Here is a 16,957-nt window from a genome sequence, read left to right as displayed (position 1 = left end):
AATAGTTTCCTCCCACAAATTTGCGCCCGAAAGGTCGGGATGCAAAAATAAGACATTCCTATTAAGAAGTAAAATTTAAAAGGCACTTTTTGGCTTTTTTTTACAAGAACTTTTTATCAAACATAAAAGGGAGCAAATTTTTTAGGGATGCTGATTTATAAACTTCACCAATTTCACCCATAAAATAGATTTCTATAGGGGTATCTTGTTTGATTTCATATTCTGCAATAGATTGTCGACACGATCCACAAGGCGGAATCGGCGCTTTGGTTTGATTGGTGTCTGAAGCTGCTGTGATAGCTATTTTTAAAATTTTGGCTTCTGGATAAATACTTCCTGCATGAAAAATAGCAACTCTTTCTGCGCATAAGCCTGATGGATAGGCAGCGTTTTCTTGATTTGAGCCCAAAACTATTTTTCCGTTATCCAAAAGTAAAGCGGCTCCAACTCTAAATTGAGAATAGGGTGCATATGCTTTTTTTCGAATTTCTACTGCCTGTGTCATTAAATCCTGAATTTCTACTGAAACTTCTTTTATAGATTCATAAACTGTAAATGATGATGTAATGCTTATTTCTTTCATTTCTTTTTATGGGAAAAAAAATCCAAATTTCTAAGTTTTTAGAAATTTGGATTTGTGATTGTTTTTTATTTGATTTTTTTAATATACTTCGTATTTGTCTCCAAAGTTAAAGGTTAAAGAAAAGCGAAGTGTGTTTTCTAAAGGATTTTTAACATTTGATGATGAGAATAAATAAGACACGTCAACTTTCATGATGTTGTATTTAAATCCTGCTCCTAAAGAAAAGAATTGTTTTGCTCCTTTCATTGGGCTTTCGTGGTAATAACCTAAACGCATAGCAAAGGCATCTTGATACATATATTCTGCAGCAACGCTGTAGGTTATTTCTTTTATCTCTTCACTGAAGCCTCCCGGGGCATCTCCAAATGATTTGAATATTCCTGATACCCAGCCAGTGTCTTTGTAGTTTTTATAGTTTATAGAATTTGCTTCTTCTTGTGAGATATCTTCAGGATCTGTAAAATCGCCATCGCCATTTGTGTCTACAGGTGTTCCTGGTCCAGGAGGTGTAGGGACTAAAAGTTTTGTCAGCTCTACAGAAACTGCTAATTTGTTATAATCATCAAAAATAAAATCAAATCCACCACCGACTCTTAAATTTGCAGGCAAAAAGTTTGAGCTTAAATCGTCGTTGTCATAGCTTATTTTTTGTCCTAAATTTTGAACATTAAAACCTGCTCTCCATCTTCCGTTAAAATCACGGTATGCAATTTCTTCTGATTGATAAAAACCTGCGATATCTACCGCAAATGATCTTGCAGCGGAAGCATCAACTTCTCCTGACGGAATTTTTAGGTTTGAGCTGATAAAACGGGCGGCAACTGCCATCGAGAATTTTTCGCTTAATTTTAATGAGTAAGAACCGTCAAGTGCAAGTTCGTTAGGACTAACTTCTCTGGTAGGTTCACTTGGATCTCCGGTTTCTCTTAGTTCAATTCCTCCAAAACCAAAATATCTAAGACTTCCTGCAAAAGCACTTCGTTCGTTTATTTTGTTGTAATAAGTTAATTGTCCAAGTGAAATGTCATTGGCTAAATCTGTTAAGTAAGGTGTGTAGCTGATTGATAAACCTTGGGCATCTTCTGAAAAAGCATATTTAGCGGGATTCCATTGTTGAGAAAAAACATCTGAAGAAGTAGCAACACCTTGATCTGCAAGACCGGCAGCTCTCGCATCTGCAGCAACTAATAAAAAGGGTACTCCTGTTGTAATGGGGCGTTCAATATTTTGGGCTTTTGCGAATGAAATAATTAATAAAGAAATTAATAAAAACGATATTTTTTTCATTTGTGGGGATAAAGGTATTTATGTTACAAATATATATATTATTATAGAATTACAAGTTTTTCGTATTTTTCTGCTTTTTTATTTGTTAAATTAGATCGAACGGTAAGTTTATAAATGTAAACTCCTTTTCCAATTCGATCGCCAAAATCATCTTTACCATCCCATGATATTTCTCTAGATAAAAAGCCTTCTGTGGTAATAATTTGGTTTTTTGTCCAAACTACTTTTCCTGTTATTGTCATTACCTGAACCTGAACATCTAACGGCTCATAAGGTCTGTTGTGAGAAAACCAGAATTGAGTATACGTTGAAAATGGATTAGGGTAATTAAGAACGTGTGTTAATGTTAATGCATCGTCGCCAACAACTATAAACTGGATTTCGCTTGTTACAGGATTGTTGTAAACATCCCACGCGGTGAAACTAATTGTGTGCATACCCGGAGCTAAATTTCTCAAAGGAAAACGCAGATTTCCGTTTGTATAGTCGTCTAATTTTGTTTGATAGTAATCGTTTAAAATATATTGATTGCTTACATCTCCATCCAAAACAGCAATTATATCGTGGCCAATTCCGCCGGCAGTGTTGATGCCGTTTTCGTCTTCTAGAAATGCTAAAAGAAAGGGGGAATCGTTTGTAATTCCGCCAGATACAAAAGTCTCATCGTTCATATATAACTTAACTTTTGGACTTATATTGTCCTGTGGTGCATTTTCATTTATACCGCCAATTTTAATGATAGTTGTACTGCCGGTTTGGTTTTCTAGTGCTTGGTTTTTCTTTGAATAAAAACTAATTCGACCATTATCAACTGGTATGCGAATATCTCTAGGTACAACAAAACTAAATTCAAATTGACCATTGGTTACAGATGCATTTCCTCTAAAAATGGTTTCTCCTAGAGTTTTGAATGAAATAGCAGGGCTGTATCCGTCATTGTTTAACGTTGAAGCCGTAATTGTCTTGTCAAAAATGGCAGTTGAAAGTTCTCCGTTATAATTGCTTAAAACAATATTGTTTTCGTCTGTTACTTCACCTGTGATTTTGATTTTTGCTAATGATTTAAAATCAGGAATTGGCTGCGAAATCGCAATATCATTTACTTTGGTTAAATTAATTTTAGGTTTTGGGATAGCGAGCATTAATGCAGGATCGCCTATATATACGATAATATTGCTAGAGGCGCTTGGGTTTTCGTTTTTTGAAATTCGCAGTGATTCGGCAATGCTGTTGTATTGATTGGAGCTGTAGGAAAGAAGATTTTTGCTTAAATTGTCGTTGAAATTTTCGGCATTAAACTGACCTATCGCTCGAGTGGTTGTGAGCATTGAGATGGCTCCGCCTTTTGGGTTCCAAAAAGTATATTCGCCTGCAGTTGGTCTTGTCGGGTCGTCAAATCTTGAAAATTCGCAGGTTATTGTAATGAAAAGCGGGTATTTGTATTGATTGTTTAGGTTTTGTCCGTCGGACTTTTCCCAGATTCGCTCGCTTGCCAAACCGTCTTCTCCACCGTGACCTAGATAATTAAAAACTAAAGCTCCTTTTTCAAAAGCATTAAAAAAATCAGTTCTAGCTTTTGGATAGCGTGATCCGCCGGCAGAAGCTTCTTGTGTGTAAGAATCTAAAATGATTTTGGCGATATTGAAAAAAGGTTTTTCTGAAGCAATTACATCTGCTAGATTGTTTTGACGAGTTTGTAAAGAAGCATCAGAATTTTGGTCGGAATCATCGCTTATTAAAACGAAGTTGTTTCTCCAGTTTCCATAAGATTTTGTGTCGTAATATTCAAGTACCTTGTTGACCATTTCCTGTGCTTGAACATTGTCTGAGACTAACATTCGGCCAACGGCAATGTCAATTCCTCCAAAAGGGTAGCCAACAATTCCTTCGTTTGAATCCATTAAGCCATAAAAATCATCAGAGGCAAATGATGCTTCCCCAGTTGTATTGCTTATTGGAGATTGATAAATAGGTACAATATTGGTGTTGCTTGGAATTCTGTTTTTGTAATCATAAGAGGCATCACCAAATAGGTTTACGTATTTTATTCTTTTTTCGGGAGATGATGCGTTGTCGTAAATGTATTTAATGCAGTTTCTAATTGCTGCAATGTCTTGTTTGCCTGATGAAAATTCTTGATAGATATTTTCAAGCGCAATAACTTTTACACTTAAGTTTGAATTAGTGCGATGAAAAACGGCTAATTTTTCTGCTTGTGAGGTTAATGATTTTGGGGTTATAATTACGTAATCAATATCTTGAAAACTGTTTTGATTGTTTTTGAAAAGTGTTCCTTTTAAGTTTTGATTGGTAACTTTAGATTGGTTTTCTTTTAAAGGAGTAAAGTAATCTGAGGGATCAATCGCGATATATTTTCTAACTTCTCCCAGGTTTGCTTTGAAGCTGAAAATAGCTTGATTTGGGTTTTCAAATTTCGATACATTATATAGGTCTGTAATATCCCAAATTTGAGAAATTGTCGAAGCGTTTCCAATAGTATAATTTACAATTCCAATTGTCGAGCCGGCAGCGTTATACTGAAACTTGAATTGTTTGTTTGTGCCAAGAAGTTTTCTTTTTGCAGTCAAATTGATGTAGTCAAGAAAGCCTTTTGAGCCCGGTACACCATTGTTATTATAGGTAAGTTTTATTTTTATGTTTTCTGTACCAGAAAATGTTGTGTTTACAGGTAGTTTTTGTGTTAGATATTTGATTTCGGAACTTGTCGAAAGGCTGTTGAAGTTTATAGTTCCAATGTTTTGACCATTTGCAGAAATAACAAAGAAAGTAGGGGTAAAGGCTGCGGAGGCTGTATTTATTTCAATTTTTACTGGTGAAGATGTGTCAATGTTTGGAAAGTTAAAAGAAAACTCTTGTTCCTGATTGATGTCAAATGCCTCTCCAAGCCATTGTCTTCCTAAATGAACAAGATTGGTTTGGTCTACTTCATGAAACTGATAGTCATCAAACGTATTGAGTTCTAAAGTACTGATTCCTGATGGCTGACTTGCATTTGGAATTCTTTTGCCTTCTCCTCCGGAACTGGTAATATAATAGTATGATTTTGTATCGTACAAATTTAAATTTGTTTGGCTTTCAGTACTCCAGTTTTCTGTGCCTTCTGCATAGAAAAGAATGTAATCTTCGTTGTTGAAAATACCGTCATTTTCTCCAATAACTTGGATTGCATTTTCTGTTAGATCTTCGGGGTAATAAATGTTGTTTGATAAAGGGAGCATTTGTCCGCCATTACCATAGATTTTTATTCTTTTTGGATCTTCTTTTCCGGGATCAAAGCCTAAGCTTTGCAAAAAAGATTTTGAAATTTTGTAAACTCCTGATTTTTCAACATAAAAACGATACCAATCGCCCGAAGCTAATACAGAATTTGTGATGGAATTTGATTTTTGAAAAGCTGTTGAATTGCTGTTTTTTGAAGCAGTGTTTGTGATGAAATAAGAAAATGATCGCAGACGTTTGAAATTATTTCCTTCCTTTATAATAGGGTATAGAAACAGAAAGTTTTGTTTTGTGTCTCTAGCACTCGTACTTTTTAACGATTCGTTAAGTTTATCTGGGATGTTTTCAGGGTTTAAGTCACCTAAATCGGCTTTTGAAATTGATTCATAAATGGTATTTGTAATTTGTACAGAAGAATTATTTGAAATGTTTGACTGATTTAGGTTGAGCAGGAGTGTTAAGTTTTTTTTAGTAATGTCGTAACGAAAAGTATTTCCTGAAAAGTACGGAATTATGGTTTTAAAGTCGCCGTAATTCATCTCTTTTTTGGTTTGCCAATCAAGTGTCAAGCTCCCGTTTAACTGAGAGAATGAGAGAATTGGAAGCAATAGAAAGTATACTATTAGAAACTGTTTCATTATCTGAAAAAGCGAAATTTAATTAAAAAAAAATTAGTAGGTAAAAATATAGTATTTCATGTTACAGTAAATAATAAAAAGTATATTTTTGCGTTCGTAACTATAGGTTATTTTCTGGTAAAAAACAGCTAAATAAAATTATTAGAACGGATGTTGCTAATTAAATGTTAATTATTATATTGCAGCACCTAAATTTATCACCTAAGAATGAGTATGAAAGTAAACAAAATTGTAGTCTTGCAATTAATGATGTCAATGGTATTGATGTTGGGCACGGCTAGTTGTAGCAAAAAATCGAGTTCCACTCACGCTTCAAGAGCAACTGGCTGGGATGTAGATAGTCAGAATGGAACTGCTGCTAGAAATGCAGGAAAAAAACAACAGGCAGGACCTGGTTTAGTTTTTGTTGAAGGAGGTACATTTACTATGGGTAAAGTACAAGATGATGTTATGCACGATTGGAATAACACACCTACTCAGCAACACGTTCAGTCTTTCTATATGGATGAAACTGAAGTTACCAATGGTATGTACTTAGAATACCTTGAGTGGTTGAAAAAAGTTTTCCCTCCAACAGAAGAAAATTACAAGAATATTTACGAAGGAGCTTCACCTGATACTTTAGTATGGAGAAATCGTTTGGGGTATAACGAAACGATGACAAATAACTATTTAAGACACCCATCATATGCAAACTACCCAGTAGTTGGTGTAAACTGGATTCAAGCTGTTGAATTTAGTAAATGGAGAACCGACCGTGTAAACGAAGCAGTTTTAGAAAAAAATGGTTACCTTCAAAAAGGAGCTAAAACTAGTGATGTAACTGCTGAAAATGCATTTAATACTGAAGGATATTTAATGTCTCCTAGTACTTCACGTGGTGGAAGCGAAGAAATTGTAATAAAGAAAAATCCAAACGGAAAACGACCTAAAGCTGGAAAAGACGGCGTAGTTCCTGAAGAGAAAAATGTATATGCACAACGTTCTTCTGGAATTATTTTACCAGAATACAGACTTCCTACTGAAGCTGAGTGGGAATATGCTGCTGCTGCAGATGTTGGACAAAGAGAATATAACATTTACAAAGGACAAAAGAAATATCCTTGGTCTGGTGATTACACTCGTTCAGCGAAACGTAAAAATAGAGGTGATCAGTTAGCTAACTTTAAACAAGGAAACGGTGATTACGGTGGAATTGCAGGTTGGTCTGATGACGGTGCTGATATTACAAACTCTGTGAAAAGTTATGCTCCAAACGATTTCGGTTTATACGATATGGCAGGAAACGTTGCAGAATGGGTTGCCGATGTTTACAGACCAATTATTGATAATGAAGCAAATGATTTTAACTACTATAGAGGAAATCAATATGCTAAAAACAAAATAGGTAAAGATGGTAAAGTTGAAATCGTTACAACTGCTACTATTAAATATGACACATTAAGCAATGGAAAAGTAATTGCGAGAAATCTTCCAGGAGAAATCGCTCAGGTTCCGGTTGATGAGCAAGAAACATATTTAAGACAAAACTTCAGTACAAGTAATAATATCAATTACAGAGATGGTGATAAACAATCTTCAAGATATTTTGACTTTGGAGATTCTGAATCAGGATCAAAAGCTGACCAAGCAATGTACAATTCTCCTAAACACAACGTAACAACGGACAGTTTAGGTAAAATGATTAGAAAATATGATAACTCTAGTAAACGTACTACTTTAATTGATGATAAGGTTAGAGTTTACAAAGGAGGTTCTTGGAGAGATAGAGCATATTGGTTAGATCCAGCTCAAAGAAGATATTTCCCTCAAGATATGGCAACAGATTACATCGGATTTAGATGTGCTATGTCAAGAGTAGGTGCAAAAACAGAAAGAAAAAAATCACCTAGAAATTAAGTTTTAGAAATTTCAATATAAAAAATTCCAAATTCCAAAAGCTGAATATTTCAGTATGGAATTTGGAATTTTTTTATTGTTTTTTTTCTATTTTTATGGTCTATTAAATAAAAAATTAAATGAATATTCAGGACATTCATAATTTGTTTTTACAATGTAAATCAGTTTCAATTGACACAAGGAAAATTGAAAAAGAATCTATGTTTTTTGCCATCAAAGGAGAGAATTTTGATGCCAATACTTTTACTCAAAAAGCACTCGATTTAGGAGCGTTATTTGTTATTATTGACAACGAATCTTATTTGATCGATGAGCGAACTATCCTTGTAAAAAACAGCTTAGAAACATTGCAGGAACTTGCAAAATATCATAGAGCCTATTTAAAACTGCCAATTATTGCTCTTACAGGAAGTAATGGAAAAACCACTACAAAAGAGCTGATAAATGTTGTATTGTCTAAGAAGTTCAAAACAAAAGCAACAATTGGTAATTTAAATAATCATATTGGAGTTCCGCTCACACTTTTGTCTTTTACAAGAGAAACTGAAATTGGAATTGTTGAAATGGGAGCCAATCATAAAAAAGAAATTGAGTTTTTATGTGAAATAGCTCAGCCAGATTATGGTTATATTACAAATTTTGGTAAAGCACATTTAGAAGGTTTTGGCGGCGTTGAAGGAGTTATACAAGGAAAAAGCGAGATGTATCAATATTTGGCAAAAAATGACAAACTTGTTTTTGTAAATCTTGAAGATCCCATTCAAATCGAAAAATCACAAGGAATAAAGGCATTCACATTTGGAGTGAATAAAGAGAATGCGGATTTAAAGATTAAAAATATTACGGCGAATCCTTTTGTGATTGTTAACTATGATCATTTTGTTGTTGAATCTCATTTAATTGGGCTTTACAATGCTAATAATATAAATGCAGCTGTAACTATCGGTAAATATTTTGAGGTTGACGATAAGGCAGTGAAAGAAGCTATTGAGAATTATATTCCTGAGAACAACAGATCGCAGTTGTTGAAAAAAGGTTCAAATGAGATTATTTTAGATGCCTACAATGCAAATCCAAGCAGTATGGCAGTTGCTATTACAAACTTTCTGCAATTAGAAAACATTGGTAAAATAATGATTCTTGGGGATATGTTTGAGCTTGGTAATGAAAGTCAAAAAGAACATAAAATAATTGTAGATTCTTTGACAGGAGAAAATGAATGTTTGAGTTATTTGATTGGGAAATCATTTTACGAACATAAAATTTTGAGTGATACAATCCAATTCTTTGAATCATTTGATTCGTTTGCAGATTATCTTAAAACAGTTCAGTTCGATAATAATACAATTCTAATAAAAGGCTCAAGAGGAATGGCTCTTGAACGTACATTAGAATATATTTCATAGTAAAAAGCCATTCGTTATCTCGAATGGCTTTTTCAATTTAAATACTCATTAAAAAACCTATCAGGTTTTCTTTCTTATTTAGTCCTAGTTTTTTTCTTAAACGGTATCGGGCTAATTCTACACCGCCAGTCGAAATATTCATAATTTCGGCTATTTCTTTAGTAGACATATTCATTAATAAATAAGTAGATAAATCCAGTTCGCGAGGCGAAATTGTGGGATATTTTTCCTTTAGGCGTTTTAAAAACTCAAAATGAACATTTTTAATGTGTTTTTCTAAATCTTTCCAGCTTTTATCCGTGTTTACTTCTTTTACAATGCTCTTATTAAGTTTGCTGACTTGAAATTTAGTAGAATCATCCAAAGCTTCCACATCTATTTCTTTTAATTTATGGATGATTCCATTTAGAATTTTGTTTTTCTTTACTACCTGTAAAGAGTTGTTAACTAATTCTTTGTCTTTCGCTAGGATTTTAATTTGAAGTTTATCGTTTTTTAACTTCTCGATTTCTTTTTCCAAGTCATATTGCTCTTGTCTGATCCTTGATTCTTTTTCAAGATAAAGACGTCGCTGTTCGATAGTTTCATAATACTTGTTTTTTCTTATTTTCATTTTAATTCTATCCGAAATAAAATAAATCGCTATAATTAGCACTATAAAATACATCATGAAAGCTAGAAAATGCCTGTACCAAGGAGGAGAAATGGTAAAAGTAACAGCCGATGGATCAGATTGAATTCCGTAACTGTTTCGAACCTTAACCCTCATCGTATAATCGCCCTCTCGTAAGTTTGTATACTCTTTAAAAGATACAACAGACCAATTGCTCCATTTGTCATCAAAAGGCTCTAATTGATACGAAAATTGAACGTTTTCGAGGTTCTCATAAGTAGGTGACGAGAAGGTAAATCGCACATTATTTGAAGCATAAGGTATGCGAATGTTTTCGGTTCGAGTTTGATTATTTCCAATTACAATTGTATCACCGGGGAATGAAAAACTGCGTATAAAAGCTTTAGGTTTAGTATTATGAGTACTTTGCAGGCTGAAATCGTAATGAGCAAGTCCATCTGTTAATCCGATAAAAATATTTTTAGAGTCAATTGTATTTACTGATAAATGGTTGCTGACCAAATTACCAGTTAAGTTTGAAAATGGGACGATACTATTTTTGTATTGATTATGATCTTTCATTAAGACCCCAATAGACTCATCAAATGTGTACCATAAATTAGACTGAGAATCTTCGCTTAAAGCATTTATCACAGGAATATTTTTAAAGAGCGCTGTTACGTTTTTATCTTCATAAAATAAGTCTTGTTCGCTTGAGTATTTATAAAAATGATTATTAGTTTGAAAGTAAATTTTTCCTCCAATTTTTTGAAGACTTCCTATGTTTTTAAACCTAGGAGTTAATTGATCAATTTTTTTAATAGTTGCAAACCGTGTTAAATCTTCGCTTAACGCCATTCTATAAATAGACTCGTCTTTTTTAAGCCAAAAATACAATTGATCAAGTTCAAAACTATTTGATGATTTGTCAAATCCAGAAACTTGATTTTTGAATATTAATCCGCGGGCTGTTTTTTGAAAAATGGCAAAACCATCATAATTGGAGCCAATAAAGAATCCGGGATGACTTGGTATTCTCTTAAATCCAAAATAACCTCTAGAATCAATTATCCTAGTTACTCTGTCACCTTTAATAACAAGTGCACCTCTATTGTTTGCACATATTAATTCATTGTCAATTACCTGAACATTCCAAGATTGAGCAGTAGTTCCTTCAACTAGTTTAAAGACATCTTCCTTAAAGCTGTTATTCCAAGCGTGATAAAAAACACCCTGATTGGTTGCTACATATAAATTTCCTTGAAAAATAACCGAAGCATATACCGTACTAATGTCATAACTAAATCCGAAATAGGTAAAAGGAGAAGTCTCATTAACAAAAGCAATTCCGTTATCGAGCCCCAGCCAAAGGTTGTTTTTATTGTCTATAAATGAAGTTAAAACGGTATTGTTTTGCAATCCCTTTTTTCTATTTATATGCTGGATTATTTTGCCATTAAAATCGCAGATAATAATTCCGTCTAATACCGTATTCAGCACAATAAATTTATTGTTGATAAGTACGGCACCTAATGAATTGTTTTTTTTAACAAAGCTGTTTGCTTCAGTATTCCAAGGAACAATATTGTTGTTTTCATAAAGGAACAAGCCTTTCTCGAGTGTAACAATCAATGTTTTATCTTTTGAAATAGAATGCATGGCCCAAATCTCAGTATCATTCAAGCTTGTAGTATTTGGTAAAACATAAAGACCTCCGTTTCGATATTCTAGAATTCCTTTTTCGACATCTTGAAAGTAAAGTTTTCCATTAACAACAAATGAGAACTGAAATCTTTTTGGGGCATTTAATATAGTTAACTTATCGTCTTTGAAAATATAGGCTCTGGCAAAAGATTGAAAAATAGTTTGATCACCAATAGAATGAATTTTCCAGACAAAATCAATGATTTTAATTTTGTTTTTATCCACTTTTTTAGCCAATGACGTGTATTTAAGCCGTCCGCTATGATCAGGTTTAAAATACCCAAACTCATTATAACCGCCCACAAATATTTTTCCTGATTTGTCAATTTTTAAACATCTAACAGAAGTTAAGTTGGGCAAAGGATATTTTCGCCATGTTGCTCCATCAAATTGGAGCAAACCATTATTATTGGCAAAATATAGATTTCCGTTTTTATCTTGATCAATATTCCAGTTTTGGGTACCGCCTTTGTATTCGTTTCGCTTGTAATTTCTTATATCTGGAAGGCCAATATTCTTTACCTGCGAAAAAATGGATATTGTGAATAATATAAAAAAAACGATGTAAATGTGTGGTTTTATCAATTTTGTGGTTTTTTGAGTTTGATTAGAGAAATAGGTTGTAATGTGCTTGTTTGTAGTGTTTTATATTTGTTTTTTAGGTACTATCACGATATAGAACAATGTTTTTTTAATAAAAATAAGCAATCTTATGATAGTGTAGTGTTTATTTTTATAATTAACATTTTGATAACATCATTTATTTCGATTTTAAACTATTCAAAATTAATAATTTATATAAAATTTGATGTGTTTTTGTAATGTGTATTTTTTTAATTTGATGTGTTTTTGTAGGGAATATTAGTTATCGATAGTAAAATATTAACATTATTATTGCATCAAATTACTAATTAATTAACCAAAATTTTTAGAAAAATGAAATTAACAAAATTACTTATTTTTTGTGTTTCGTCTTTGTTATTCTCGGTTATAGCGGTGGCTCAGGATGTCACAGTTAGTGGAATAATTAATGATGAAAGTGGAATGCCAGTTCCGGGCGCAACAGTTTTACTAAAAGGTACAACTAAGTCAACCGCATCTGATTTTGATGGAAAATTTCAATTACAAGTACCGTCAAATGGAGTTTTGACAGTTACATTTATTGGATACACTACAGTTAATGAAGCTGTAAACGGCAGAACAAAAATTACAATTAAGTTATCACCAGAATCACAAGCCTTAAATGAAGTAGTGGTTGTAGGATATGGAACTCAAAAGAAATCAGTTGTTACTGGAGCAATCTCTAGTGTAAAAGCGGCAGATCTTGAAAAAGTTCCAAACGGAAGAGTTGAACAAACTCTGCAAGGTCGTGCAGCGGGGGTTTCTGTTGCAGCTACTTCAGGACAACCAGGTGCCGCTTCAAAGGTTCGTATTAGAGGTATAACTACTTTTAGAGAAGGAGGTAATGATCCGTTATGGGTTGTTGATGGTATTGCAGTAGATGCAAATGCGATTGGTTTTATTAACCAAAGTGATATTGAATCTATTGAAGTCCTAAAAGACGCAGCTTCTGCGGCGATTTATGGTACTCGTGCTGCTACGGGAGTTATCTTAGTTACGACTAAAAAAGGAAAATCAGGAAAAATATCTGTAAACTATAATGGTTTTGCTGGGATTTCAACTCCTGCTAAAAGATTAGATCTTCTTAATGCCGCACAATATGGTGCTCTTATGAATGAAAAATCAATGGCTGACGGCGGCCCGATTAAATATGCAAATCCAGCAGCTCTAGGAAAAGGCACAGATTGGCAGGATGCTATTTTTAATGATTCAGCTTTTAGATATACACATGAATTAAGCATCAGCGGCGGAGGTGAACGATCTACTTTTTATGCTTCTTTCGGAATACAAGATCAAGAGGGAATTGTGGCAACAGAAATTTCAAACTACACAAAGAAAAATTTCCGTTTAAATTCAACACATAAAATTTCTGATTACTTTACATTTGGACAAACTTTTGGTTATACACACCAAAAAAGTAAAGGTCTTGATAATCCAAATACGGAATTTGGAGGGCCTTTAAGTTCTGCAATTAACTTAGACCCTATTACTCCACTTGTTGTTACTGATCCAGCAGTAGACGGCACAGGTTTTTATGCAAATCCAAATGTAGTTAGAGATGCAAGCGGGCGTCCTTATGGAATTTCGTCTTTAGTACAACAAGAAATGACCAATCCACTAGGTTTCATGCAAACTAGATTAGGAGCATTTAACTGGTCAGATGATTTTGTTGGAAATGCTTATTTAGAAGCTAATATTACCAGCCATTTAAAATTTAGAACTACACTTGGCGGTAAATTGGCTTACTGGGGAAAAGAAGGTTTTACACCTGTTTTTTTCTTAAATCCAAACATGAAAGCGGATAGAAACAACTACATGCAGGAAAACAGAAAATCATTTTCTTGGACTCTTGAAAATATCCTGACCTATTCTAATAAATTCGGAGATCACAATGTAAACATTCTTGCTGGACAAGGAGCTTATGTTGAAAACATTGGCGGTATGATTGGTGTAACTATGTTTGGTTTACCAATTACAAGCTATAAAGATGCTTCTTTTAATTTTGATATACCTCAAACCGATAGAGTTAATACAGCTGAGGATTTTGTAGAACACAAATTAGCATCGTTGTTTTTGCGTGCTAACTATGATTTTAAAGAAAAGTACCTTTTTACAGGAATTGTTCGTCGTGATGGATCGACTCGTTTTGGCGAAAACAAAAAATTCGGAGTTTTCCCTTCATTCTCTTTAGGATGGGTAATTTCTAAAGAAGGATTTTGGAAAGAAAACAATGTTGTTAACTCTTTAAAACTACGCGGAGGTTATGGAGTTGTTGGTAATGATAATATCGATGATTTTAAATATAGAGGTTTAGTTGTTGGTGGTTATAACTATTCTGTTGGGAATGCTGGTGCAATTACAACGGGTTACGGAAATTCTACACTTCCAAATGCTGATTTAGGATGGGAAGAAACATCACAAACTACAGTAGGTCTTGATGCAAAACTTTTTAATGATTTTAATCTTTCAGTAGATTACTATAAAAAGAGAACAACAGGAATTTTAAGAAACGTTGTTATTCCTGGATATGTTGGGGTTGTTGATCCGCCTTCTGCAAATATTGCCGATATGAATAACAGTGGTTTTGAAATTGAACTAGGTTATAAGAAAAGACTTGGAGAATTTAATTTAGGTGTAAACGGAAACTTTGCCTATTTAAAAAATGAAATCACTTACGTAGGATCATCTACAAACTATATTGTTGGAGACGCTAGTTTTCAGTCTATGGGACCAGTAACCAGAACACAAGTTGGGCATTCATTCAATGAATTCTATGGTTTTAAAACTGCAGGAATTTTTCAAAATGAAGCAGAAGTTGCAGCTTATAAAAATGCAAAAGGAGAGTTGATGCAGCCAAAAGCCAGACCTGGGGATTTCCGTTGGGTAGATTCAAACGGAGATGGTTCAATTACGGATGATGACAAACAGTTTTTAGGAACAAATATTCCTAAATATACATTTGGTCTTACTTTGAATTTAGATTACAAAAACTTTGACTTTATGGCATTTGCTCAAGGTGCAGCAGGAAGTAAAATTTTCCAAGGATTAAGAAGACTTGACGTTTTGAACGCAAACTATCAAACAAAAGCGTTAGACCGCTGGGTTGGAGAAGGAACTTCAAATGATTATCCTAGATTAACAAACGATGATCCAAATAAAAATTACAGTAATATGTCTGATTTTTATCTTGAAAATGGAAATTATCTACGTTTAAAAATTGTTCAACTTGGATACACAATGCCAACTAACTTATCCTCTAAAATTGGTGCAGATAAAGTTCGTTTTTATTTAACAGGTGAAAACTTAGTCACTTTTACAAAATACAGCGGATACGATCCAGAAATTGGAGGTCAAGTATTTGGTGTAGATAAAGGAGTTTATCCACAAGCAAGATCTATTTTGTTTGGAGCGAATGTTCAATTTTAAAAAATTAAAGAATTATGAAAACTATAAAATTTAAATACATATATATTGCTATAGCAATGGCAGCTCTAGGAGGATCTTGCTCTGAAGATTTTGTCACCATTAATCCAGAGGGAAAATTTGACACAAGTACTTATTTTTCAAATGAGCAGCAATGTTACGCAGCCTTAATGGGAGTATATGATCCGTTAAGAAAGAACACTGGAGGTTTCGAAAATTTGGTAGCAATGTTAAATGCTGGATCCGATGATTTTTATGCTGGTGGAGGTAGTGCAACAGATGGAAACGGAATTCAGAATTTTTCTACGCACTCACTTACTTCAATCAGTGTTCCAGGGAGTTACTGGAATGACCACTATCAAGGTGTGTCTAGAGCTAATTTGTTGATTGAAAAACTTCCTGCGGCTACAATGGATAATGGTGCAAGAGCTAGATTTGCTGCAGAAGCAAAAGCATTACGTGCCCTGTACTATTTTAACCTAGTAAGACTGTTTAAAAACATTCCATTGGTTTTAGTACCGCTAAATACGCAAACTATTTACGACCCAGAGCAAGTTACACCAGATGTAATTTATGCACAAATAGAAAAAGATTTAAAAGAAGCGATTACAGCTTTACCAAATAAAGTTGTACCAGAGACTGAAGCGGGAAGACTTAACAAAGGGGCAGCTCAAGCCATATTAGGAAAAGTACTTTTGTTTGAAGGTAAAAAAGCCGAAGCGGCTACTGTTCTTGCAGAAGTAAATGGAACGCCGGGGGTTGAAAATCAATATGGAAATAAGCTGTTGGATAAGTTTAGTGATTTATGGGACACTTCAAAAAAGTTTAATGCAGAATCACTTTTAGAAGTATCTCATACCAGCGCAGGTAACTCTGACTGGACATTTTGGGGAACTGGTAAAGATGAAGGAAACTCTCTAAACGTTATGGTTGGACCAAGAGGATATGTACTGACAGAAGGTTCTACTGCGCCAGATCTTCCTTCGGGATGGGCTTTTAATGTTGCTACTCAAAAATTGTATAACGCAATGAAAGATGATCCTAGATTTGGAGCTACGATTTTAGATTTGAAAGCACTTAAAGCGGCTGGTCAAATCGATTATATTCCAGCTTACCAAGATACAGGCTATTTCTTGAATAAATACTTGCCAAGACAATCAGATGTTCGTACCGGTGGAGGTAATGCAGAGTTGAACTACAAACAAAATTCTTATATCATCAGACTTGCAGACACTTACTTAATGGAAGCAGAAGCTTTAGGATCTGGAGACAGAGCACAAAAATTACTTGATGCCGTTAGAAAAAGAGTTGGTTTGGGTTCTATACCTGTAACATTAGCGGCTATTAAAAATGAAAGAAGAATGGAATTGGCTGGCGAAGGTCATAGATTTTTTGATTTAGTAAGATGGGGAGATGCTCCAGCAGCATTAGCAGATAGAGGTTTTGATGCAGGTACAGATGAGATATTCCCAATTCCGTACACAGAACTTAACGGTACTAAATTGAAACAAAATCCTAATTATCAATAGTCGAACTAATTAAC

8 protein-coding genes are annotated in these 16,957 nt (G+C 33.9%); 4 read left to right on the top strand and 4 right to left on the bottom strand.

Annotated elements, in window-relative coordinates:
• Positions 1 to 100 precede the first annotated feature (100 nt).
• The 3 genes from cdd to porU all read right to left on the bottom strand — a co-directional run bounded on the left by cdd (position 101) and on the right by porU (position 5,748).
• Entirely contained in the window at positions 101 to 583 is a 483-nt protein-coding gene (gene cdd, locus ACHRVL_RS00485) for a cytidine deaminase (RefSeq protein ID WP_395409516.1), read from the bottom strand.
• 78 nt (positions 584 to 661) lie between these two features.
• Positions 662 to 1,870, bottom strand: a complete 1,209-nt coding sequence (porV, locus tag ACHRVL_RS00480; RefSeq protein ID WP_395409514.1) for a type IX secretion system outer membrane channel protein PorV — start codon at positions 1,868 to 1,870, stop codon at positions 662 to 664.
• Positions 1,871 to 1,911: 41 nt separating this feature from the next.
• A complete protein-coding gene (gene porU, locus ACHRVL_RS00475) occupies positions 1,912 to 5,748 on the bottom strand; it encodes a type IX secretion system sortase PorU (RefSeq protein ID WP_395409512.1) in 3,837 nt (1,278 codons plus the stop codon).
• A gap of 213 nt (positions 5,749 to 5,961) precedes the next feature.
• Here porU and gldJ point away from each other — a divergent pair, with 213 nt between their 5' ends.
• Both gldJ and murF read left to right on the top strand, forming a co-directional pair.
• Positions 5,962 to 7,647: a gliding motility lipoprotein GldJ gene (gene gldJ / locus ACHRVL_RS00470; RefSeq protein ID WP_395411067.1), complete on the top strand. Its 1,686-nt coding sequence runs from the start codon at positions 5,962 to 5,964 to the stop codon at positions 7,645 to 7,647.
• 119 nt (positions 7,648 to 7,766) lie between these two features.
• Positions 7,767 to 9,053 (top strand): UDP-N-acetylmuramoyl-tripeptide--D-alanyl-D-alanine ligase, encoded by a 1,287-nt coding sequence (murF, locus tag ACHRVL_RS00465; RefSeq protein ID WP_395409511.1) that lies wholly within the window; start codon positions 7,767 to 7,769, stop codon positions 9,051 to 9,053.
• Between the two features lie 37 nt (positions 9,054 to 9,090).
• Here murF and ACHRVL_RS00460 read toward each other — a convergent pair whose 3' ends face one another.
• Entirely contained in the window at positions 9,091 to 11,955 is a 2,865-nt protein-coding gene (locus ACHRVL_RS00460) for a triple tyrosine motif-containing protein (RefSeq protein WP_395409509.1), read from the bottom strand.
• Positions 11,956 to 12,306: 351 nt separating this feature from the next.
• Between ACHRVL_RS00460 and ACHRVL_RS00455 the strand changes: the two genes are divergently transcribed.
• Positions 12,307 to 15,417: a SusC/RagA family TonB-linked outer membrane protein gene (locus ACHRVL_RS00455; RefSeq protein ID WP_395409507.1), complete on the top strand. Its 3,111-nt coding sequence runs from the start codon at positions 12,307 to 12,309 to the stop codon at positions 15,415 to 15,417.
• A gap of 14 nt (positions 15,418 to 15,431) precedes the next feature.
• Positions 15,432 to 16,943 (top strand): RagB/SusD family nutrient uptake outer membrane protein, encoded by a 1,512-nt coding sequence (locus ACHRVL_RS00450; protein ID WP_395409506.1) that lies wholly within the window; start codon positions 15,432 to 15,434, stop codon positions 16,941 to 16,943.
• Positions 16,944 to 16,957 lie beyond the last annotated feature (14 nt).

Source organism: Flavobacterium sp. FlaQc-28 (genome assembly GCF_044007415.1).
Classification (GTDB): Bacteria; Bacteroidota; Bacteroidia; order Flavobacteriales; family Flavobacteriaceae; genus Flavobacterium.
This window is presented reverse-complemented; position numbering and strand designations above follow the sequence as displayed.